General features: G+C 72.3%; 21 protein-coding genes. 19 read left to right on the top strand and 2 right to left on the bottom strand.

Annotation, left to right across the window (positions count from 1 at the left end):
* Positions 1-158: 158 nt before the first annotated feature.
* Positions 159-941, bottom strand: coding sequence for a peptidylprolyl isomerase (locus tag ACZ462_RS12765; RefSeq protein ID WP_467803796.1), 783 nt, complete (start codon positions 939-941; stop codon positions 159-161).
* Between the two features lie 165 nt (positions 942-1,106).
* Between ACZ462_RS12765 and ACZ462_RS12760 the strand changes: the two genes are divergently transcribed.
* The 4 genes from ACZ462_RS12760 (at position 1,107) to ACZ462_RS12745 (ending at position 5,297) form a co-directional block, all read left to right on the top strand.
* Positions 1,107-1,820 carry an MBL fold metallo-hydrolase gene (locus ACZ462_RS12760; protein WP_189811575.1) on the top strand — a complete coding sequence of 238 codons (714 nt, stop codon included), beginning with the start codon at positions 1,107-1,109 and terminating at the stop codon, positions 1,818-1,820.
* Positions 1,821-1,830: 10 nt separating this feature from the next.
* Positions 1,831-3,090 carry a histidine--tRNA ligase gene (hisS, locus tag ACZ462_RS12755; RefSeq protein WP_467803797.1) on the top strand — a complete coding sequence of 420 codons (1,260 nt, stop codon included), beginning with the start codon at positions 1,831-1,833 and terminating at the stop codon, positions 3,088-3,090.
* 190 nt (positions 3,091-3,280) lie between these two features.
* A complete protein-coding gene (locus ACZ462_RS12750; RefSeq protein ID WP_467803798.1) occupies positions 3,281-3,898 on the top strand; it encodes a vitamin K epoxide reductase family protein in 618 nt (205 codons plus the stop codon).
* Between the two features lie 40 nt (positions 3,899-3,938).
* Entirely contained in the window at positions 3,939-5,297 is a 1,359-nt protein-coding gene (locus tag ACZ462_RS12745; RefSeq protein ID WP_467803800.1) for a replication-associated recombination protein A, read from the top strand.
* Positions 5,298-5,312: 15 nt separating this feature from the next.
* Here ACZ462_RS12745 and ACZ462_RS12740 read toward each other — a convergent pair whose 3' ends face one another.
* Positions 5,313-6,197, bottom strand: coding sequence for a DUF2470 domain-containing protein (locus tag ACZ462_RS12740; protein WP_467803801.1), 885 nt, complete (start codon positions 6,195-6,197; stop codon positions 5,313-5,315).
* Between the two features lie 55 nt (positions 6,198-6,252).
* On the opposite strand from ACZ462_RS12740, the gene rpsD reads away from it, so the two are divergent.
* From rpsD to nusB, 15 genes are all read left to right on the top strand, one after another.
* The gene (gene rpsD / locus ACZ462_RS12735; protein ID WP_114056761.1) at positions 6,253-6,864 is read left to right on the top strand and encodes a 30S ribosomal protein S4; all 612 of its coding nucleotides are present in this window, start codon (positions 6,253-6,255) and stop codon (positions 6,862-6,864) included.
* 205 nt (positions 6,865-7,069) lie between these two features.
* Complete coding sequence (locus tag ACZ462_RS12730) at positions 7,070-7,501, top strand: DUF948 domain-containing protein (protein WP_467803802.1); 432 nt, start codon at positions 7,070-7,072, stop codon at positions 7,499-7,501.
* A gap of 8 nt (positions 7,502-7,509) precedes the next feature.
* Positions 7,510-7,860 (top strand): DUF6167 family protein, encoded by a 351-nt coding sequence (locus ACZ462_RS12725; protein WP_467803804.1) that lies wholly within the window; start codon positions 7,510-7,512, stop codon positions 7,858-7,860.
* Positions 7,860-10,529: an alanine--tRNA ligase gene (alaS, locus tag ACZ462_RS12720; RefSeq protein ID WP_467803805.1), complete on the top strand. Its 2,670-nt coding sequence runs from the start codon at positions 7,860-7,862 to the stop codon at positions 10,527-10,529. The genes ACZ462_RS12725 and alaS overlap by 1 nt, the downstream gene beginning before the upstream one ends.
* Before the next feature lie 2 nt (positions 10,530-10,531).
* Positions 10,532-11,002, top strand: coding sequence for a Holliday junction resolvase RuvX (ruvX, locus tag ACZ462_RS12715; RefSeq protein WP_189811583.1), 471 nt, complete (start codon positions 10,532-10,534; stop codon positions 11,000-11,002).
* A 126-nt stretch (positions 11,003-11,128) separates the two neighbouring features.
* Positions 11,129-12,895, top strand: a complete 1,767-nt coding sequence (gene mltG, locus ACZ462_RS12710) for an endolytic transglycosylase MltG (protein WP_467803806.1) — start codon at positions 11,129-11,131, stop codon at positions 12,893-12,895.
* A gap of 11 nt (positions 12,896-12,906) precedes the next feature.
* Positions 12,907-13,734 carry a shikimate dehydrogenase gene (locus ACZ462_RS12705; RefSeq protein WP_467803808.1) on the top strand — a complete coding sequence of 276 codons (828 nt, stop codon included), beginning with the start codon at positions 12,907-12,909 and terminating at the stop codon, positions 13,732-13,734.
* A gap of 210 nt (positions 13,735-13,944) precedes the next feature.
* Entirely contained in the window at positions 13,945-15,129 is a 1,185-nt protein-coding gene (gene aroC / locus ACZ462_RS12700) for a chorismate synthase (RefSeq protein ID WP_114056754.1), read from the top strand.
* Positions 15,126-15,644: a shikimate kinase gene (locus ACZ462_RS12695; protein WP_467803810.1), complete on the top strand. Its 519-nt coding sequence runs from the start codon at positions 15,126-15,128 to the stop codon at positions 15,642-15,644. The genes aroC and ACZ462_RS12695 overlap by 4 nt, the downstream gene beginning before the upstream one ends.
* Positions 15,641-16,732, top strand: a complete 1,092-nt coding sequence (gene aroB, locus ACZ462_RS12690; RefSeq protein WP_467803811.1) for a 3-dehydroquinate synthase — start codon at positions 15,641-15,643, stop codon at positions 16,730-16,732. Before ACZ462_RS12695 ends, aroB begins: the two co-directional genes overlap by 4 nt.
* A complete protein-coding gene (aroQ, locus tag ACZ462_RS12685; protein ID WP_467803812.1) occupies positions 16,729-17,169 on the top strand; it encodes a type II 3-dehydroquinate dehydratase in 441 nt (146 codons plus the stop codon). Before aroB ends, aroQ begins: the two co-directional genes overlap by 4 nt.
* Positions 17,170-17,253: 84 nt before the next feature.
* On the top strand, positions 17,254-18,051 hold the full coding sequence (locus ACZ462_RS12680) for an AAA family ATPase (RefSeq protein ID WP_467803814.1): 798 nt from the start codon (positions 17,254-17,256) through the stop codon (positions 18,049-18,051).
* A gap of 78 nt (positions 18,052-18,129) precedes the next feature.
* The gene (locus tag ACZ462_RS12675) at positions 18,130-19,239 is read left to right on the top strand and encodes an aminopeptidase P family protein (protein ID WP_467803816.1); all 1,110 of its coding nucleotides are present in this window, start codon (positions 18,130-18,132) and stop codon (positions 19,237-19,239) included.
* A gap of 59 nt (positions 19,240-19,298) precedes the next feature.
* Positions 19,299-19,865, top strand: a complete 567-nt coding sequence (gene efp / locus ACZ462_RS12670) for an elongation factor P (protein ID WP_125540608.1) — start codon at positions 19,299-19,301, stop codon at positions 19,863-19,865.
* A gap of 2 nt (positions 19,866-19,867) precedes the next feature.
* Complete coding sequence (gene nusB, locus ACZ462_RS12665; protein ID WP_467803818.1) at positions 19,868-20,299, top strand: transcription antitermination factor NusB; 432 nt, start codon at positions 19,868-19,870, stop codon at positions 20,297-20,299.
* The last annotated feature ends 209 nt before the right edge of the window (positions 20,300-20,508 follow it).

The raw sequence follows: 20,508 nt of genomic DNA, 5'->3' as shown, positions 1-20,508 counted from the left end.
GGCCACCCCCCGGGCATCGTCCACAGTTTCCTCGGGCGGGCAGCACCCGCCCTGCACAACGCCAACATAGGCGACCGCCGGGCCGGCTGTCCGCATCCCGCACGACGAATATCGCCGCACGGGAGCGGGGCCGGCCGGACGCGGCCCCACCGCCCCCGTCAGTTCTGGGTCACGGTGCCCTTCTCGATGGTCACGGGGGTCTTCGGGGCCCCGTCCTGGCCGCCGTCGGCGGTGCCCGCCTTGGCGACCTCCTCCAGCGCCTTCATGCCCCCGGCGTCGATCCTGCCGAACGGGGTGTACGACGGCGCCAGCGGGCTGTCCTTGTAGACCAGGAAGAACTGGCTGCCGCCACTGTGCGGCCGCCCGGTGTTCGCCATCGCCACCGTGCCCGCCGGGTAGACCACCTGGCCCTGCTCGTTCGGCTTGCCCAGGGCGTCGAGGTTCTCGTCCGCGATCGTGTAGCCCGGGCCGCCCGTGCCGGTGCCCTCCGGGTCGCCGCACTGGAGCACGTAGATCCCGGAGGTGGTCAGGCGGTGGCACTTCGTGTTGTCGAAGAAGCCCTTGTCCGCCAGCGCCTTGAACGAGTTGACGGTCTCCGGAGTCTTGGCCGCGTCCATCTCGACCTTGACCTCACCCGCGCTCGTCTTCAGCGCGAAGGTGTACTTCGCCTTCTGGTCGATCGCCATCGCGGGCGCGGGGGAGGCCTTCGGGCTCGCCGACGCGGTCGGGTCCGCCGCCGGGTCGGCGGCATTGTCCTTCTTGCCGGAGTCGAACACCCCGCCCACCGCCAGGCCGACCAGCGTCGCGGCCACCACGGCCGCCGCCGCGCCCGTGATGACCGCCCGCTGCCGCGCCTTGCGCCGGGCCTCGGCGCGCCGCTTCTGCTGACGCTCGAACTTCTCCCTGGCGAGCTGTCGCCGCCGCTGATCGCTCGTGACCACCGGGTCGTCTCCTTGTGCGTGTCTGGTACCGCTGTCCGGGCACGGTATGGCCGTACCGTATATGGGTTCGCTGTGGAACGAGCCGCGCCGGTAGGCTCTGAGCAGCGGCATTGGCGGACAACCACCGCAGCCGCAGCTCCCGCCGGACGAAGAATGAGGACGAACGTGCTGATTGCCGGGTTCCCCGCCGGGGCCTGGGGGACCAACTGCTACGTGGTCGCCCCCGCCGCAGGCGAGGAGTGCGTGATCATCGACCCGGGCCACCAGGCCGCCCAGGGCGTCGAGGAGACCCTCCGCAAGCACCGGCTCAAGCCCGTGGCCGTCGTCCTCACCCACGGCCACATCGACCACGTCGCCTCCGTCGTCCCGGTGTGCGGAGCGCACGACGTGCCGGCCTGGATCCACCCCGAGGACCGCTACATGATGAGCGACCCGGAGAAGGCCCTCGGCCGCTCCATCGGGATGCCGCTCATGGGCGAGCTGACCATCGGCGAGCCGGACGACGTCCGCGAGCTCACCGACGGCGCCGGGCTGAAACTGGCCGGACTCGACTTCACGGTGGCGCACGCGCCCGGCCATACCAAGGGGTCGGTGACCTTCCGGATGCCCGAGCAGGCGGACATCCCGCCGGTGTTCTTCTCGGGCGACCTCCTCTTCGCCGGCTCCATCGGACGCACCGACCTGCCCGGCGGCTCCCACGCCGAGATGCTCGAGTCGCTGGCCCGCGTGTGCCTGCCGCTCGACGACTCGACCGTGGTGCTGTCCGGCCACGGCCCCCAGACCACCATCGGCCGCGAGCGCGCGACCAACCCGTACCTGCGGGAGGTCGCCGCCGGCCTGGCAGCGGACCCCACGGCCGCTCCACGACGAGGAATGTGACGAGACTTTCGTGAGCACCTTCAAGGCCCCCAAGGGCACGTACGACCTGATCCCGCCCCGCTCGGGCAAGTTCCTGGCGGTCCGCGAGGCCATCGCCGCGCCCCTGCGCAACTCCGGCTACGGATACGTGGAGACCCCGGGCTTCGAGAACGTCGAGCTGTTCTCCCGCGGCGTCGGCGAGTCCACCGACATCGTGTCCAAGGAGATGTACACCCTCACGACCCGCGGGGGCGACAAGCTCGCCCTGCGCCCCGAGGGCACCGCGTCCGTGCTGCGCGCGGCCCTGGAGGCCAACCTGCACAAGCAGGGGAACCTGCCGGTCAAGCTCTACTACTCCGGCTCGTACTACCGCTACGAGCGCGCCCAGGCCGGCCGCTACCGCCACTTCTCGCAGGTCGGCGCCGAGGCGATCGGAGCCGAGGACCCCGCCCTGGACGCCGAGCTGATCATCCTGGCCGACCAGGCCTACCGCTCGCTGGGGCTGAAGAACTTCCGGATCCTGCTGAACTCCCTGGGCGACAAGGAGTGCCGCCCCGCGTACCGCGAGACCCTCCAGGCCTTCCTGCGCGGGCTCGACCTGGACGAGGAGACCCTCCGCCGGGCCGAGATCAACCCGCTGCGGGTCCTGGACGACAAGCGGCCCGAGGTCCAGAAGCAGCTCGCCGACGCCCCGCTGCTGCGCGACTACCTCTGCGACGCCTGCAAGGCCTACCACGAGGAGGTGCGCGCGCTGGTCACCGCGGCGGGCGTCGTCTTCGAGGACGACCCGAAGCTGGTCCGCGGCCTGGACTACTACACCCGCACCACCTTCGAGTTCGTCCACGGCGGCCTCGGCTCGCAGTCCGCGGTCGGCGGCGGCGGCCGCTACGACGGCCTGTCCGAGATGATCGGCGGCCCCGCGCTGCCGTCGGTGGGGTGGGCGCTCGGCGTCGACCGCACCGTCCTGGCCCTGGAGGCCGAGGGCGTCGAACTGGACCTCCCCCGGACCACCGACGTCTTCGCCGTCGCGCTGGGCGACGCCAAGCCGACCGTGTTCGGCCTGGTCACCGCGCTGCGCCGGGCCGGCGTGTCCGCGGACATGTCGTACGGCGGCAAGGGCCTCAAGGGCGCCATGAAGGACGCCAACCGCTCGGGCGCCCGCCTCGCCGTCGTCGCGGGGGACCGCGACCTCGCCGAGGGCGTCGTCCAGCTCAAGGACATGGAGTCCGGCGAGCAGTCGGCCGTCCCGCTGGACGCCCTCGTCGAGAGCGTCCGCGCGAAGCTCGCGTGACGTGTGGAGGCCGGACGGCGGGTGCCGTCCGGCCTCGAACCCCGCGAGTGCGGGGAGCAGGCGCCGCCGTTCGTTTCGAAGGCGTACATCTCCGGGTCATCCCCGCACCGTCGGGGAGCAGCTGACCGGACAACGACCGGTGGCCGCACACGGTCACTGCCCGGAAGGCCGCACAGGACCGTGCGGCAGAATGCAGCGCATGACGACGACTACAGGCGACAAGACCGTGCGGACCGTCGGCGCGAGCAGGGCCCTGGCCTGGCTGCTGGTGATCACCGGCGCGGCCGGGCTGCTGGCGGCCTGGGTGATCACGATCGACAAGTTCAAGCTGCTGGAGGACCCGAACTTCACGCCCGGGTGCAGCCTGAACCCCATCGTCTCCTGCGGCAACATCATGAAGAGCGAGCAGGCGTCGGTGTTCGGCTTCCCGAACCCGATGCTCGGCCTCGTCGCCTACGGCATCGTCATCTGCGTCGGGATGAGCATCCTGGCCGGCGGCCGCTTCCGCCGCTGGTACTGGCTGGCCTTCAACGCCGGCACCCTGTTCGGCGTCGTCTTCTGCGCCTGGCTGACGTACCAGTCGCTGTACACCATCAGCGCCCTCTGCCTGTGGTGCTGCCTGGCCTGGGTCGCCACCATCCTGATGTTCTGGTACGTCACCGCGCACAACGTCCGCGAGGGGCTGCTGCCCGCGCCGTCCTGGCTGCGGAACTTCCTCGACGAGTTCACCTGGGTGCTGCCGGTGCTGCACATCGGGATCATCGGCATGCTGATCCTGACCCGCTGGTGGGAGTTCTGGACCTCCTGAGCCCGCCCGGCCTGTCGGCGGGAGCGCTTAGGCTTCCCGTGTGGAACCAGACCTGTTCACCGCCGCAGCCGAAGACCGCGCGGAGAAGGACCCGGCGAGCTCCCCGCTCGCCGTCCGGATGCGCCCGCGCACCCTGGACGAGGTCGTCGGGCAGCAGCACCTGCTGAAGCCCGGCTCGCCGCTGCGGCGGCTGGTCGGCGAGGGTGCGGGCGGCCCGGCCGGGTCCTCGTCGGTGATCCTGTGGGGCCCGCCCGGCACCGGCAAGACGACGCTGGCGTACGTGGTGAGCCAGGCGACGCAGAAGCGTTTCGTGGAGCTGTCCGCGATCACCGCCGGGGTCAAGGAGGTCCGGGCCGTCATCGAGGGCGCCCGGCGCGCCGCCGGCGGCTACGGCAAGGAGACCGTCCTCTTCCTCGACGAGATCCACCGCTTCAGCAAGGCGCAGCAGGACTCCCTGCTCCCGGCCGTCGAGAACCGCTGGGTGACCCTGATCGCGGCGACGACCGAGAACCCGTACTTCTCGGTGATCTCCCCGCTGCTGTCGCGCTCCCTGCTGCTGACGCTGGAGCCGCTGTCCGACGGGGACCTGAGCGGGCTGCTGCACCGCGCCCTCGCCGAGGAGCGGGGGCTCGGCGGTGCGGTGTCCCTGCCGGAGGACGCCGAGGCGCACCTGCTGCGGATCGCGGGCGGGGACGCCCGGCGGGCGCTGACGGCGCTGGAGGCGGCCGCGGGCGCGGCCCTCGCCAAGGGCGAGGACGAGATCACGCTGGGGACGGTGGAGGAGACCGTCGACCGGGCGGCGGTGAAGTACGACCGGGACGGCGACCAGCACTACGACGTGGCGAGCGCCCTGATCAAGTCGATCCGCGGCTCCGACGTGGACGCGGCCCTGCACTACCTGGCGCGGATGATCGAGGCGGGGGAGGACCCGCGGTTCATCGCGCGGCGCCTGATGATCTCGGCGAGCGAGGACATCGGGCTGGCGGATCCGCAGGCGCTGCCGCTGGCCGTGGCCGCGGCGCAGGCGGTGGCGATGATCGGCTTCCCGGAGGCGGCGCTGACCCTGTCGCACGCGACGATCGCGCTGGCGCTCGCGCCGAAGTCGAACACGGCGACGACGGCGATCGGCGCGGCCCTCGCGGACGTGCGGGCGGGCCTGGCCGGGGCGGTGCCGTCCCACCTGCGGGACGGGCACTACAAGGGCGCGGCGAAGCTGGGGCACGCGGTGGGGTACGTGTACCCGCACGACGTGCCGGGGGCGATCGCGGCGCAGCAGTACGCGCCGGACGCGGTGCACGGCAAGCGGTACTACGAGCCGACGCGGTACGGCGCCGAGGCGCGCTACGCGGACGTGGTGGAGAAGGTCCGCGAGCGGCTCCGCGGCGCGGGCGGCGCCTGACCGGCCACGGGATCCCTAGCGGCCGGCCGCGGCGAAGAGGTGGTGCATCGCCCGGCGCAGGCCGCACACGTCGCGCACCGGGGCGGGGAAGTCGAAGCGGGCGTCGAAGGTGGAGGACGCCGCGGCGCCGGGACGGCTGAAGCGGACGCGCAGGCCGAGGCGGTCCAGGGCCAGGGGGACCGCGGTGATGGCGTCGTCCCGGCGGTCGCCCAGCAGGGAGGCGAGGTCGGCGACCCGGTCGCGGTGGGCGGCGGCGAGGTGCTGGAGGAGTTCGGTCTCGTGGTCCAGGAGCGGGTCGGGCTCGGCGGCGGCCAGGTCGTCGGGGTCGACGTGCTCGGCGCCCCACAGGTCGTCGACGGAGACCTCGCCGACCTCCAGGCGCAGCAGCACCCATCCCGGGCGGGAGTCCAGGCCGAGGAGCCCGCCGACGGGGCGGCGCTCGGCGAGGAGGGCGGCGCAGGCGGCGCGCTCGGCCGGGGGGACCCGCGTCAGCCACCCGGCGAGCCAGGCGCGGCCTCGGATACGATGGGGCACGGACACCGGCGCCACATCCGTGATCTCGATCACGGCGGTGAGGTCGTCGTCCTGGGCGTGAGCGGCTGCCCTGGCAGCCGCGGACTCCCCTGGTACCAGGAGGAGCACGTCCCCGTCCGGGGTGGCGGTCCGCGCGGCCGGTACCCCTGTCCACCACTCTCCCTGGTCAAGAGCACCCGGCAGCGTGAGGGATACTGAGGCGTTGGACTCTACGAGGGTTCGTACGCGTTCGGCTCCGGTGAGCTGCCGAACGCCTTCCCTGGGACGCGGCTGACCTTGTTCATCGTCGTCGAAAGCGGATTCCGGTTCATGGGAATCCGAACTCCGATGCGCTCTGGGCAGGGGGATCCCATGCGGTCGAGACATTACGTCCTCCTCGATAAGGTAAGCCTCACCTAACTTACATGGAGGTAGGTTCCCCGTGAACCAGAAGCGACCCAAGGTCAAGAAGTCGCGCGCTCTCGGCATCGCCCTGACGCCGAAGGCCGTCAAGTACTTCGAGGCCCGCCCCTACCCGCCGGGCGAGCACGGCCGTGGCCGCAAGCAGAACTCGGACTACAAGGTCCGTCTGCTCGAGAAGCAGCGTCTGCGCGCCCAGTACGACATCTCCGAGCGCCAGATGGCCCGCGCCTACGACCGCGCCAAGAAGGCCGAGGGCAAGACGGGCGAGGCGCTGGTCGTCGAGCTCGAGCGTCGCCTCGACGCCCTGGTCCTGCGTTCGGGCATCGCCCGCACCATCTACCAGGCCCGCCAGATGGTCGTCCACGGCCACATCGAGGTCAACGGCGCCAAGGTCGACAAGCCGTCGTTCCGCGTCCGCCCGGACGACGTCATCACGGTGCGCGAGCGCAGCCGCGAGAAGGTCCCGTTCCAGATCGCCCGCGAGGGCGGCTACGCAGGCGAGGGCGAGACCCCGCGCTACCTGCAGGTCAACCTGAAGGCCCTGGCCTTCCGCCTGGACCGCGACCCGAACCGCAAGGAGATCCCGGTCATCTGCGACGAGCAGCTCGTCGTCGAGTACTACGCCCGCTGATCCAGCGGACGGAAGGCTCACAGCCGGCCAGCCCGCCGGCTCCCCCTCGGGGGAGCCGGCGGGCTTCCTGCTTGACGGCCCCTGCCTCCGCCCCCGGGCGCGGCCCCGCCCACCCGGTATTCCGGTACGGCGGCGGATCTCCGGCGCGATAGGGTCGGAGGACGACTTTTCTACGTAGCGATCAACATGCAGAGAGCGGTGCAACGTGTCCGGTGGAGAGGTGGCCGGAATCCTCGTGGCCGTCTTCTGGGCCATCCTCGTCTCCTTCCTCGCCGTGGCGCTGGCGAGACTGGCGCAGGTGCTCAGGGCGACCACCAAGCTGGTGGCCGAGGTGACCGAGCAGGCCGTCCCCCTGCTCGCCGACGCCTCCACCACCGTCCGCTCCGCGCGCACCCAGCTCGACAGGGTCGACGCCATCGCGAGCGACGTCCAGGAGGTCACGGCCAACGCCTCCGCCCTGTCCTCGACCGTGGCCTCCACCTTCGGCGGCCCGCTCGTGAAGGTGGCCGCCTTCGGGTACGGGGTCCGCAAGGCCCTGGGCAGGACCGGGGACGGGGCGCCGCGCACCGCCGAACGGCGTACCGTGATCGTTGGCCGCACGGTGCCGGCCGCGCGGCGCCGTAAGCAGAAGGGCTGAGAGAGCCGATGTTCCGCCGAGCCTTCTGGTTCACCGCAGGCGCAGCCGCCGGCGTGTGGGCCACCACCAAGGTCAACCGCCGGCTGAAGCAGCTGACGCCGGAGAGCCTCGCCGCACAGGCCGCCGACAAGGCCGTCGAGGCCGGCCACCGGCTCAAGAACTTCGCCCTCGACGTCAAAGCGGGAATGTCGCAGCGCGAGGACGAGCTGAACGACGCACTGGGGTTGCACCAGGATCCCGACCGGCCCGACAACGTCACCGCCCTCCCCGGGCCGCGGCGGCTGAAGGCCATCGACAACCCTCAACGCACCACCCACCGACCGAACTTCTCCCACATCAACCGGAATGAGGACCACTGATGGAGTCGGCTGAAATCCGCCGCCGCTGGCTGAGCTTCTTCGAGGAGCGCGGTCATGCCGTTGTCCCTTCGGCGTCGCTCATCGCGGACGACCCGACTCTGCTGCTGGTCAACGCGGGCATGGTCCCGTTCAAGCCGTACTTCCTCGGTGAGACCAAGCCCCCGGCCCCGCGGGCCACCAGCGTGCAGAAGTGCGTCCGCACCCCGGACATCGAAGAGGTCGGCAAGACGACCCGCCACGGCACGTTCTTCCAGATGTGCGGCAACTTCTCCTTCGGCGACTACTTCAAGGAAGGCGCCATCAAGCTCGCCTGGGAGCTGCTGACCACCCCGGTGGCGGACGGCGGCTACGGGCTGGAGCCGGAGAAGCTCTGGATCACCGTCTACCAGGACGACGACGAGGCCGAGCAGATCTGGCGCGACGTGATCGGCGTCCCCGCCGAGCGCATCCAGCGCCTGGGCAAGAAGGACAACTTCTGGTCCATGGGCGTTCCCGGCCCCTGCGGCCCCTGCTCCGAGATCAACTACGACCGCGGCCCCGAGTTCGGCGCCGAGGGCGGCCCCGCCGTCAACGACGAGCGGTACGTGGAGATCTGGAACCTGGTCTTCATGCAGTACGAGCGGGGCGCCGGCGACGGCAAGGAGGACTTCCCGATCCTCGGCGACCTCCCGTCGAAGAACATCGACACCGGTCTCGGCCTCGAACGCCTGGCGATGATCCTCCAGGGCGTGCGGAACATGTACGAGACCGACACCCTGCGCGTCGTCATGGACAAGGCCACGGAGCTGACCGGGGTCCGCTACGGCGCCTCCCAGGAGACCGACGTCTCGATGCGCGTGGTCGCCGACCACATGCGCACCTCCGTCATGCTCATCGGCGACGGCGTCACCCCCGGCAACGAGGGCCGCGGCTACGTGCTGCGCCGCATCATGCGCCGCGCCATCCGCAACATGCGCCTGATGGGCGCGACGGGCCCGGTCGTCAAGGAACTGCTGGACACCGTCATCGACACGATGGGCCGGCAGTACCCGGAGCTGATCACCGACCGGCAGCGCATCGAGACCGTCGCGCTCGCCGAGGAGGCCCGCTTCCTGAAGACCCTCAACGCGGGCACCAACGTCCTCGAGGGCGCCATCACCGAGACCAAGGCCGGCGGCGGCACGGTCCTGGCCGGCGACAAGGCGTTCCTGCTGCACGACACCTGGGGCTTCCCGATCGACCTGACCCTGGAGATCGCCGCCGAGCAGGGCCTGAGCGTCGACGAGCCGGGCTTCCGCCGCCTGATGCAGGAGCAGAAGGACAAGGCCAAGGCGGACGCGAAGGCCAAGAAGACCGGCCACGCGGACGTCGCCGCCTACCGCGAGGTCGCCGACGCGGCGGGCGGGACGGAGTTCACCGGCTACGCCACCAACCAGGGCGAGGCCACCATCGTGGGCCTGCTCGTCAACGGCGTGTCCTCCCCGGCGGCCTCCGAGGGCGACGAGGTCGAGGTCGTCCTCGACCGCACCCCGTTCTACGCCGAGGGCGGCGGCCAGCTCGCCGACCAGGGCCGGATCAAGCTCGACTCGGGCGCCGTCATCGAGGTCCGCGACGTCCAGCAGCCGGTTCCCGGCGTCTCCGTGCACAAGGGCTCCGTCCAGGTCGGCGAGGTGACGGTCGGCGCCTCCGCGTACGCGGCGATCGACGTCCGGCGCCGCCGGGCCATCGCCCGCGCCCACTCGGCGACCCACCTGACTCACCAGGCGCTGCGCGACGCCCTGGGCCCGACGGCCGCCCAGGCCGGCTCGGAGAACAGCCCGGGCCGCTTCCGCTTCGACTTCGGCTCCCCGAACGCCGTCCCCGGCTCGGTCCTCACCGACGTCGAGCAGAAGATCAACGACGTGCTCTCGCGCGAGCTGGACGTCACGGCCGAGATCATGAGCATCGACGAGGCGAAGAAGCAGGGCGCCATCGCCGAGTTCGGCGAGAAGTACGGCGAGCGGGTCCGCGTCGTGACCATCGGCGACTTCTCCAAGGAGCTGTGCGGCGGCACGCACGTCGGCAACACCGCCCAGCTGGGCCTGGTGAAGCTGCTCGGGGAGTCCTCCATCGGCTCCGGCGTGCGCCGCGTCGAAGCGCTCGTGGGCGTGGACGCCTACAACTTCCTCGCCAAGGAGCACACGGTCGTCGCCCAGCTCCAGGAGCTGGTCAAGGGCCGCCCGGAGGAGCTGCCGGAGAAGATCGCCTCCATGCTCGGCAAGCTGAAGGACGCCGAGAAGGAGATCGAGAAGTTCCGCGCGGAGAAGGTCCTCCAGGCCGCCGCCGGCCTCGCGGAGAACGCCCAGGACATCCGAGGCGTCGCGCTCGTGGTGGGGCAGGTCCAGGACGGCACCGGCGCCGACGACCTGCGCAAGCTGGTCCTCGACGTCCGCGGCCGCATCCAGGGCGACCGCCCGGCCGTCGTGGCGCTCTTCACCGTCGCGGGCGGCCGCCCGCTGACCGTGGTCGCCACCAACGAGGCCGCCCGCGAGCGCGGCCTCAAGGCAGGCGACCTGGTCCGCACGGCCGCCAAGACCCTCGGCGGCGGCGGTGGCGGCAAGCCCGACGTCGCCCAGGGCGGCGGCCAGAACTCGGACGCCGTGCCGGAGGCCATCGCCGCGGTCGAGCGCCTCGTCGTCGAGACGGTCTGACGATGGCGCTGCGCCGCGGACGCCGTCTCGCCGTCGACGTCGGGGACGCCCGGATCGGGGTCGCGACCTGCGACCCCGACGGGGTGCTGGCCACACCGGTGGAAACCGTGCCCGGCCGGGACATCCCCTTCGCCCACCGGCGGCTGCGGCAGCTCGTGGAGGAGTACGAACCCCTGGAGGTCGTGGTCGGCCTGCCCCGCTCGCTCAGCGGGCGGGAGGGGCCGGCCGCGGCCAAGGTGCGCGCCTTCGCCGCCGAACTGGCCAAGGGCGTCAAGCCCGTTCCCGTCCGCCTCGTGGACGAGCGGATGACCACGGTCACCGCCGCCCAGGGGCTGCGGGCCTCCGGGCGGAACGCCAAGAAGGGGAGGTCGGTGATCGACCAGGCAGCCGCCGTGGTGATCCTTCAGAACGCTCTTGAGACCGAACGGGTATCGGGTAATCCGCCTGGCGAGTGCGTCGAAGTGGTTGTCTGATCGCGGTACGGTAACGTTCCGCGAGACGCGGCGGCATTCGAACAGCCGTCGCCCACCACTTCAGAGGCGGAACCGGGTGCCTGGCGGCCGTTGCCGGGCACTCCGTCTCGCGGCTCTAGGGGATCCATGACTGAATATGGCCGGGGCTCCGGCCCCGAACCGTGGCACCCGGAGGATCCCCTGTACGGGGACTCCGGGTGGAGCGGGCACGAGGCCCAGCAGGGCCGGATGCCGTTCGGCGGGGGCCCGCAGCAGCAGTACCCACAGGAGCCGCAGCACCAGCAGTACGTCCAGCAGGAGCAGTACCCGGGGCAGATGCAGGGCTACCCGCAGCAGGCCCACCAGCAGATGCCGGTGCAGCAGCCCGCCTACGACGGCGGCGGGCAGCCCTGGGACACGGCCCACGGCGGCTACACCGGGGCCCCGCAGGCCGCACAGGGCTACCCGGACACCGGGCAGTACCCGGGGGCGGCCGAGGGATACCCCGGGGGCGACGCCTACCCGGCGGCCGACCCGTACCCGGCGCCCGATCCCTACGCGGGCGCGGACCCGTACGCCCAGCAGCCGGTCGGCGGCTACCCGGGGGAGGCCCCGGACCTCTACGGCACCCCGGAGGCCTACCCGCCCCCGAAGCCCCCCGGCCGCCGCGATCCGGAACCGGATGGGGAACCGGAGGCCGACGAGCCGGACGAGGCCGACTCGGCCCTGGCCGACAGCGGCCGCGACGGCGACGACGAGGAACGCGACCCCGCCTCCGGCGGCGGACGCCGCGCCGGCCGCTCCAAGGGGAAGGGCAAGGGGAAGCCGAAGCGGAGCGGCACCGCCTGCCTCGTCGCGGCCATCGTCATCGCCGGCGTCCTCGGCGGCGGCGGGTACTACGGCTACAGCTACCTCAAGGCCCGCTTCGGCAGCGCCGAGGACTATGCCGGGTCCGGCAGCGGCGAGACCGTCGAGGTCGAGATCCCGAACGGCGCGACCGTCGCCCAGATGGGAGCCATCCTCAAGCAGGCGGGCGTCGTCGCCAGCACGCAGGCCTTCATCGACGCCGCCACCGCCGACAAGCGGAGCATGGGCATCCAGCCGGGCACGTACACGCTGCAGAAGAAGATGTCGAGCGCGTCCGCCATCGCAGTCCTCGTCGACCCCTCCAAGCTCAACGTCCTCACCATCCCCGAGGGCAAGCGCGCGGTCGAGGTCTACAAGATGATCGACAAGAAGCTCGGCAAGCCCGAGGGCACCACCGCCCAGGTCGCGCAGCAGCAGGCGAAGAACCTCGGCCTGCCCGCCTGGGCCGTGAGCACCAAGAAGGTCCGCGACCCGCTCGAAGGCTTCCTGTACCCGACGCGCTACGACCTGTCGAAGGAGACCACGCCCGAGTCCCTGCTCAAGCAGATGGTCAGGAACGCGAACGACAAGTACGCGGCCCTCGGCCTGGAGGGCAAGGCCAAGGAGCTCGGCCTGGCGAACCCGTACGAGCTCGTCATCGTCGCGAGCCTGGTGCAGGTCGAAGGCAACAAGCACGACGACTTCCGCAAGATGTCCGAGGTCATCTACAACCGCCTGAAGCCGTCGAACACCGCCACGAACCAGAAGATCGAGTTCGACTCGACGATCAACTACATCAAGGGCACCAGCAACATCAACGTCAGCCGCGAGGAGACGCGGAGGATCGACGACCCGTACAACACCTACCGCTACGCCGGACTCCCGCCCGGCCCCATCAGCAACCCGGGCGACGAGGCCGTCAACGCCGCGCTCGACCCGGACAAGGGCGGCTGGATGTTCTTCGTGTCCATCGACGGCGACACCACGACCTTCACCAAGACGTTCGCGGAACACGACAAGCTGGTGACGGAGTTCAACGAACGTCAGAAGAAGAAGTCGGGCGGGTAGGTAGGTAGCAGATGTCACGCATACGGGCCGCGGTGCTGGGTTCCCCCATCGAGCACTCCCTCTCACCGGTGCTGCACCGCGCCGCCTACCGGGAGCTCGGCCTCGCCGACTGGTCGTACGACCGCTTCGACCTCGGCGAGGCCGCGCTCGCGGACTTCATGGCCGGCCTCGGCCCCGAATGGGCCGGGCTGTCGCTGACCATGCCGCTCAAGCGCGCGGTCATCCCGCTGCTCGACGGGATCAGCGACACCGCGGCCTCCGTCGAGGCCGTCAACACCGTCGTCCTCACCCCGGACGGCCGCCGCCTCGGCGACAACACCGACATCCCCGGGATCATCGCCGCCCTCCACGAGCGCGGCGTCGACAAGGTCGACAGCGCCGCCGTCCTGGGCGCCGGCGCCACCGCCTCCTCCGCGCTGGCCGCACTCGGGCGGATATGCACCGGCGAGGTCACCGCGTACGTCCGCTCCCGCGCCCGCGCCGAGGAGATGAGCCGCTGGGGCGAGCGGCTCGGCGTCGCCGTCCGCACGGCCGACTGGGCGGACGCCTCCCGCGCCCTCACCGAACCCCTGGTGATCGCCACCACCCCCGCCGGCGCCACCGACCGGCTCGCCGCCGACGTCCCCGACGCGCCCGGCACCCTGTTCGACGTCCTGTACGACCCCTGGCCGACCGCCCTCGCGGCCGCCTGGTCGGCCCGCGGCGGACGCCTCCTGGGCGGCCTCGACCTCCTCGTCCACCAGGCCGTCCTCCAGGTGGAGCAGATGACCGGCCGCACCCCCGGCCCGCTCGCCGCCATGCGAGCCGCCGGCGAGGCCGCCCTGAGGGCCCGCCCCTGACGGCACCCCGCCCTACCTGATGCACTGTGCCGCCCGGTGTTGCTCCGGCCGGGCACTGCGGCCAGGGTGGGCCGGGTGGACCGCCCGTCCCGCCAGCTGGACCGGGGGGCGGTGCACCGGCCCGGACGTGGGAGGATCGGGTAAAGGCGGGTCCGGGCCGCGCACCCGGCCGCGCCGCCGCTGTACCAGGCGCGAGCATGAGGAGCATCGTTGAGCAGGTTGCGTTGGCTGACCGCCGGGGAATCGCACGGTCCGGCGCTGGTGGCGACGCTGGAGGGGCTTCCCGCCGGCGTCCCGGTGACCACGGAGCTGGTCGCCGACCACCTGGCGCGGCGCCGGCTCGGGTACGGGCGCGGCGCGCGGATGAAGTTCGAGCAGGACGAGGTCACCTTCCTCGGCGGCGTGCGCCACGGCCTGTCGCTGGGCTCCCCGGTCGCCGTCATGGTCGGCAACACCGAGTGGCCCAAGTGGGAGAAGGTCATGTCGGCCGACCCCGTCGACCCCTCGGAGCTGAAGGAGACCGGCCGCAACGCGCCGCTCACCCGGCCCCGCCCGGGCCACGCCGACCTGGCCGGCATGCAGAAGTACGGCTTCGACGAGGCCCGGCCGATCCTGGAGCGCGCCAGCGCCCGCGAGACCGCCGCCCGCGTCGCCCTCGGCGCCGTCGCCCGCTCCTTCCTGAAGGAGGCCGCCGGCATCGAAATCGTCAGCCACGTCGTCGAACTGGCCGCCGCCAAGGCCCCGTACGGCGTCTACCCCACCCCGGCCGACGTCGAGAAGCTGGACGCCGACCCGGTGCGCTGCCTCGACGCGGACGCCTCGAAGGCGATGGTCGCCGAGATCGACCAGGCCCACAAGGACGGCGACACCCTCGGCGGCGTCGTCGAGGTCCTCGCCTACGGCGTCCCCGTCGGCCTCGGCTCGCACGTCCACTGGGACCGCCGCCTCGACGCCCGCCTCGCGGCCGCGCTGATGGGCATCCAGGCCATCAAGGGCGTCGAGGTCGGCGACGGCTTCGACCTGGCCCGCGTCCCCGGCTCCAAGGCCCATGACGAGATCGTCGCCACCCCCGAGGGCATCAAGCGCACCTCCGGCCGCTCCGGCGGCACCGAGGGCGGCCTCACCACCGGCGAGCTGCTCCGCGTCCGCGCCGCGATGAAGCCGATCGCGACCGTCCCGCGGGCCCTGGCCACCATCGACGTCGCCACCGGCGAGGCGGCCGCCGCGCACCACCAGCGCTCCGACGTGTGCGCCGTCCCCGCGGCCGGCATTGTCGCCGAGGCCATGGTCGCCCTGGTCCTCGCCGACGCCGTCGTGGAGAAGTTCGGCGGCGACTCGGTCGCCGAGACCCGCCGCAACGTGCAGTCCTACCTCGACAACCTGCACATCCGGTGACCGGCGGACCCCTGGTCGTCCTCGTCGGCCCCATGGGCTCCGGCAAGTCCACCGTCGGACAGCTCCTCGCCGACCGGCTCGGCGTCCCCTACCGGGACACCGACGCCGACATCGTCGCCGCCGAGGGCCGGGCGATCGCGGACATCTTCGTCGACGAGGGCGAGCCGCACTTCCGCGAGCTGGAACGGCAGGCGGTCGCCGCGGCCGTCGCCGAGCACACCGGAGTCCTCGCCCTCGGCGGCGGCGCCGTCCTCGACGCGGGCACGCGCACCCTGCTGGCCGGGCTGCCCGTCGCCTACCTGTCGATGGACGTCGAGGAGGCCGTCCGGCGCGTCGGCCTCGGCGCCGCCCGCCCGCTGCTCGCCGTCAACCCGCGCCGGCAGTGGCGCGAGCTGATGGAGGCGCGCCGCCCCCTGTACACCGAAGTCGCGCGTGTCGAGGTCGCCACCGACGCGCGCACCCCCGAAGAGGTCGCCCAGGCGGTCCTCGACGCACTGGAGTTGAAGGACGTATGACAGACCAGGTGACGCGGATCCACGTCGGCGGCAGCGCCGGCCACGACCCGTACGACGTGCTGGTCGGCCGGCAGCTGCTCGGCGAGCTGGGCGGGCTGATCGGCACGAAGGCCCAGCGGGTCGCCGTGATCCACCCCGAGGCGCTCGCCTCCACCGGCGAGGCGCTGCGCGACGACCTGGCCGAGCAGGGCTACGAGGCCGTCGCCATCCAGGTGCCGAACGCCGAGGAGGCGAAGACCGCCGAGGTGGCCGCCTACTGCTGGAAGGCGCTCGGCCAGTCCGGCTTCACCCGCACCGACGCCATCGTCGGCGTCGGCGGCGGCGCCACCACCGACCTGGCGGGCTTCGTCGCGGCCACCTGGCTGCGCGGGGTGCGCTGGATCGCCGTGCCGACGACCGTCCTCGCGATGGTCGACGCGGCCGTCGGCGGCAAGACCGGCATCAACACGGCCGAGGGCAAGAACCTCGTCGGCGCCTTCCACCCGCCCGCCGGCGTCCTGTGCGACCTGGCCGCCCTCGACTCGCTGCCGGTCCACGACTACGTCAGCGGCCTCGCCGAGATCATCAAGGCCGGTTTCATCGCCGACCCGGCGATCCTCGACCTGATCGAGGCCGACCCGGCCGCCGCCCGCACCCCGGACGGCCCGCACACCGCGGAGCTCATCGTCCGCTCCATCCAGGTGAAGGCGGACGTCGTCTCCAGCGACCTCAAGGAGTCGGGCCTGCGGGAGATCCTCAACTACGGCCACACCCTGGCCCACGCCATCGAGAAGAACGAGCGCTACAAGTGGCGGCACGGCGCCGCCGTCTCCGTCGGCATGGTGTTCGCCGCCGAGCTCGGCCGGCTCGCGGGCCGCCTCGACGACGCCACCGCCGACCGGCACAAGGAGATCCTCGCCTCCGTCGGCCTGCCGCTCACCTACCGCGGCGACCAGTGGCCCAAGCTGCTCCAGACCATGCAGGTCGACAAGAAGTCCCGCGGCAGCCTGCTGCGGTTCATCGTCCTCGACGGGCTGGCCAAGCCGACCGTCCTGGAGGGCCCCGACCCGGCCCACCTGATCGCCGCCTACGGCGAGGTGTCGGCATGAGCCGCCGAGTGCTGGTGCTCAACGGCCCCAACCTCGGCCGGCTCGGCTCCCGCGAGCCCGACGTGTACGGGGCCACCTCGTACGCCGGGCTCGTCGAGACCTGCCGGGAGCTCGGCGGGGAGCTCGGCTTCGACGTCGAGGTCCGCGAAACGAACGACGAGGGGGAGCTGATCCGCTGGCTCCACGAGGCCGCCGACGGGAAGATCCCCGTGGTCATCAACCCCGGCGCGTTCACGCACTACTCGTACGGCATGCGGGACGCGGCCGCGCAGCGCACCGCCCCGCTGATCGAGGTGCACATCTCGAACCCGTACGCCCGCGAGGAGTTCCGGCACACCTCGGTGATCGCCGCGGTCGCCACCGGGACCGTGGCGGGCTTCGGCATCGGCTCCTACCGGCTCGCCCTGCGCGCCCTCGCGGACGAAGTCGCCCGCTGAGGAGGGCGCCGGTGGGCGGCGCCGCGCCAGCAGTCATATAACGTTCTCGCATCAGTCGGTGGAACGAGACGGAGTGGCAGCGGAATGCACCAGGGAGTCGGGGGCGGCAGCGGCGGCTGGGGTCCGCAGGGACACCGGCCGGCGGTGCCGCCGCAGCCGCCGATAGCGCCCGCCCAGGGCTGGCCGGGCTCCCCGCCGCCCCCGCACATGCCGCCGGGTCCGCAGCCCGGCCCGCCCGCCGGGCCCGACGCCACCGGGCACATCCCGCTGCCGCCCGCCGCCGCCGCACCGGCGGCCGCCGGCGGCACGGGGAGCGGCACCGGCACCGGCACGGCGACGATCGCCGTGCTCCTCATCGGCCCGGCCGGAGCCGGCAAGACCACCGTGGCCCGGCACTGGGCGGGCAGCCGCCCCGTGCCCACCGCGCACATCAGCCTCGACGACGTCCGCGAATGGGTCTGCTCCGGCTTCGCCGACCCCCAGGCCGGCTGGAACGACCACTCCGAGGCCCAGTACCGGCTGGCCCGCCGCACCTGCGGCTTCGCCGCCCGCAACTTCCTCGCCAACGGGATTTCGTGCATCCTCGACGACGCCGTCTTCCCCGACCGGCCCGTCGTCGGCCTCGGCGGCTGGAAGCGCCACGTCGGCCCCCACCTGCTGCCCGTGGTGCTGCTGCCGGGCCTGGAGATCGTCCTGGAGCGCAACGCCCAGCGCTCCGGCAACCGCAGGCTCTCCGACGAGGAGGTCGCCCGCATCCACGGCCGGATGGCCGGCTGGTACGGTTCCGGGCTGCCGATCATCGACAACTCCGACCTCGACGTCGAAGCCACCGCCCGCGCCCTGGACGAGGCCCTGGCCCGCTCACTCTCCACCGCCTCCTGAAGCCCTCCCGGCCCGGGCCCGCACCGGACGGGGGCGCTCGCCGGGCCGGATGCGCCGGGCGCTCGTAGGCTCGAAGACATGTCAGACGTGTACGCGGCCCGCCGGGGCCTGCTTCGCGACCGCTGTGCCGCCGCCGGGAACGACGCCGCACTGATCACGCGTCCGGCGAACGTCCGCTACCTGGCCGGGGGAGCCCCGCGCGGAGCCGTCCTGCTCCTCGGACCGGACGGCGAGGACAGCCTGTTCACGGTGGGCCCGCCCAGCGGCGAGCTCGACGAGGGCCGCCTCGACGAGCGGCTTCGGCTCTCCGTCCTGGCCGGGCCCGGCGCGGACGCGGCCGTCGCCGCCGCCGACCTGGCCGGCTCCGCCCGTGCCGACTGCCTCGCCGTCGAGGAGCACCACCTCACCGTGGCCCGCCACCGGGCCCTGCACTCCGTCGCGCCGCGGCTGCGGCTGACCGACCTCGGCACCGCCGTCGAGCAGCAGCGCCTGGTCAAGGACGAGGAGGAGATCGCCTGCCTGCGGATCGCCGCCGAGATCGCCGACCAGGCCCTCGGCGAACTGCTGGAGTCGATCCTCGTCGGGCGCACCGAGCGCCACCTCGCCCTGGAGCTGGAGCGCCGCCTCGTCGACCACGGGGCGGACGGCCCGGCCTTCCCCACCTCCGTCGGCACCGGCCCGCACTCGGGCCGCGCCCGGCACCGGCCCTCCGACCGGAGGGTGGAGGAGGGCGACTTCCTGACCGTCTGCCTGGGCGCCAACTACCGGGGCTACCGGTGCGAGATCGGCCGGACCTTCGTCATCGGCACCAGCCCCGCCGACTGGCAGATCCGGCTGTACGACCTCGTCTTCGCCGCCCAGAGGGCCGGCCGCGAGGCGCTCCTGCCGGGGGCCGCGTACCGGGACGTGGACCGCGCGGCACGCTCCGTACTGGACTCGGCGGGCCACTCGGAAGCCGTCGCCCCGTCGACCGGACACGGTGTCGGCCTCGAAATCGACGAGGACCCGCAGCTTGCACCTACGGCAATGGGTAAACTGGACGCTTGCGTGCCGGTCACCGTCGAACCGGGGGTCCACCTCCCGGGCCGGGGCGGAGTCCGGATCGATGACACGCTCGTCGTACGCCCCGAGGCGGACGGCGGTCCCGAGCTACTCACCATTACGACCAAGGAGCTGCTCGCACTGTAGGTCCGTCCGGCGGGCCGTGTGCGCACCCGTGGTCTTCCAGTGCAGGAGATTCCGCAACCGTGGCTTCCACGAACGACCTCAAGAACGGCATGGTGCTCAAGCTCGACGGTGACCAGCTCTGGTCCGTCGTCGAGTTCCAGCACGTCAAGCCCGGCAAGGGCCCGGCCTTCGTGCGCACCAAGCTCAAGAACGTGCTGTCCGGCAAGGTCGTCGACAAGACCTTCAACGCGGGCGTGAAGGTCGAGACGGCCACCATCGACCGCCGCGACATGCAGTTCTCGTACATGGACGGCGACTACTTCGTCTTCATGGACATGCAGACGTACGACCAGCTGCACGTCGACCGCAAGGCCGTCGGCGACGCCGCCAACTTCCTCATCGAGGGCTTCACCGCCTCCGTCGCCCAGCACGAGGGCGAGGTGCTCTACGTCGAGCTGCCGGCCGCCGTCGAGCTGGTCATCGAGCACACGGACCCGGGCGTCCAGGGCGACCGCTCCACCGGCGGCACCAAGCCTGCCCGCCTGGAGACCGGCCACGAGATCCAGGTCCCGCTGTTCGTCACCACGGGCGAGAAGGTCAAGGTCGACACCCGCACCAGCGACTACCTCGGCCGGGTGAACGGCTAACCGTGGCTGCCCGCAGCAACGCGCGCAAGCGCGCCTTCCAGATCCTGTTCGAGGCCGACCAGCGCGGGGTCCCCGTGCGCGAGGTCCTCGCGGACTGGGTCCGCCACGCGCGGTCGGACGACCGGCAGCCTCCGGTCAGCGCCTTCACGATGGACCTCGTCGAGGGCTACGCCGACAAGGTGAAGCGCATCGACGACCTGATCGTCACCTACGCCGTGGACTGGGAACTCGACCGCATGCCGGTCGTCGACCGGAACATCGTGCGGCTCGGGGCGTACGAGCTGATCTGGGTGGACGACACCCCGGACGCCGTGGCCATCGACGAGGCCGTCCAGCTGGCCAAGGAGTTCTCGACGGACGACTCGCCGTCCTTCGTCAACGGGCTCCTCGCCCGCTTCAAGGACCTGAAGCCGAGCCTGCGCCGGGGCGAGTAGCCCCCGGCAGCCGCCCGGCACGCCTGAAGGGGCCCGCAGCGCGACCGCGCCGCGGGCCCCTTCCGGCTCTCCGGATCCCGCCGGCGCATGCGAAACCGGTGCGGGGGGGGGGGGGGGGGGGGGGGGGGGGGGGGGGGGGTTTGTTGGGGTTTTGGGGGTAGGGGGTTCCCCTGCCCTCTTTTTCACGGCAGGGGTGGGGGGGCCCTTCT

It is taken from the genome of Streptomyces sp. NPDC031121 (assembly GCF_055570615.1).
Note: the sequence above shows the minus strand (reverse complement) of the source record. Positions and strands in the feature narration are given on the sequence as shown.

Coding starts and splice junctions, on each gene's coding strand:
- aroB (WP_467803811.1), top strand. CDS start 15,641: ATGACAGACCAGGTGACGCGGATCCACGTCGGCGGCAGCGCCGGCCAC.
- alaS (WP_467803805.1), top strand. CDS start 7,860: ATGGAGTCGGCTGAAATCCGCCGCCGCTGGCTGAGCTTCTTCGAGGAG.
- ruvX (WP_189811583.1), top strand. CDS start 10,532: ATGGCGCTGCGCCGCGGACGCCGTCTCGCCGTCGACGTCGGGGACGCC.
- mltG (WP_467803806.1), top strand. CDS start 11,129: ATGACTGAATATGGCCGGGGCTCCGGCCCCGAACCGTGGCACCCGGAG.
- ACZ462_RS12740 (WP_467803801.1), bottom strand. CDS start 6,197: ATGTCTCGACCGCATGGGATCCCCCTGCCCAGAGCGCATCGGAGTTCG.
- ACZ462_RS12675 (WP_467803816.1), top strand. CDS start 18,130: ATGTCAGACGTGTACGCGGCCCGCCGGGGCCTGCTTCGCGACCGCTGT.
- ACZ462_RS12705 (WP_467803808.1), top strand. CDS start 12,907: ATGTCACGCATACGGGCCGCGGTGCTGGGTTCCCCCATCGAGCACTCC.
- ACZ462_RS12750 (WP_467803798.1), top strand. CDS start 3,281: ATGCAGCGCATGACGACGACTACAGGCGACAAGACCGTGCGGACCGTC.
- ACZ462_RS12680 (WP_467803814.1), top strand. CDS start 17,254: ATGCACCAGGGAGTCGGGGGCGGCAGCGGCGGCTGGGGTCCGCAGGGA.
- ACZ462_RS12725 (WP_467803804.1), top strand. CDS start 7,510: ATGTTCCGCCGAGCCTTCTGGTTCACCGCAGGCGCAGCCGCCGGCGTG.
- aroQ (WP_467803812.1), top strand. CDS start 16,729: ATGAGCCGCCGAGTGCTGGTGCTCAACGGCCCCAACCTCGGCCGGCTC.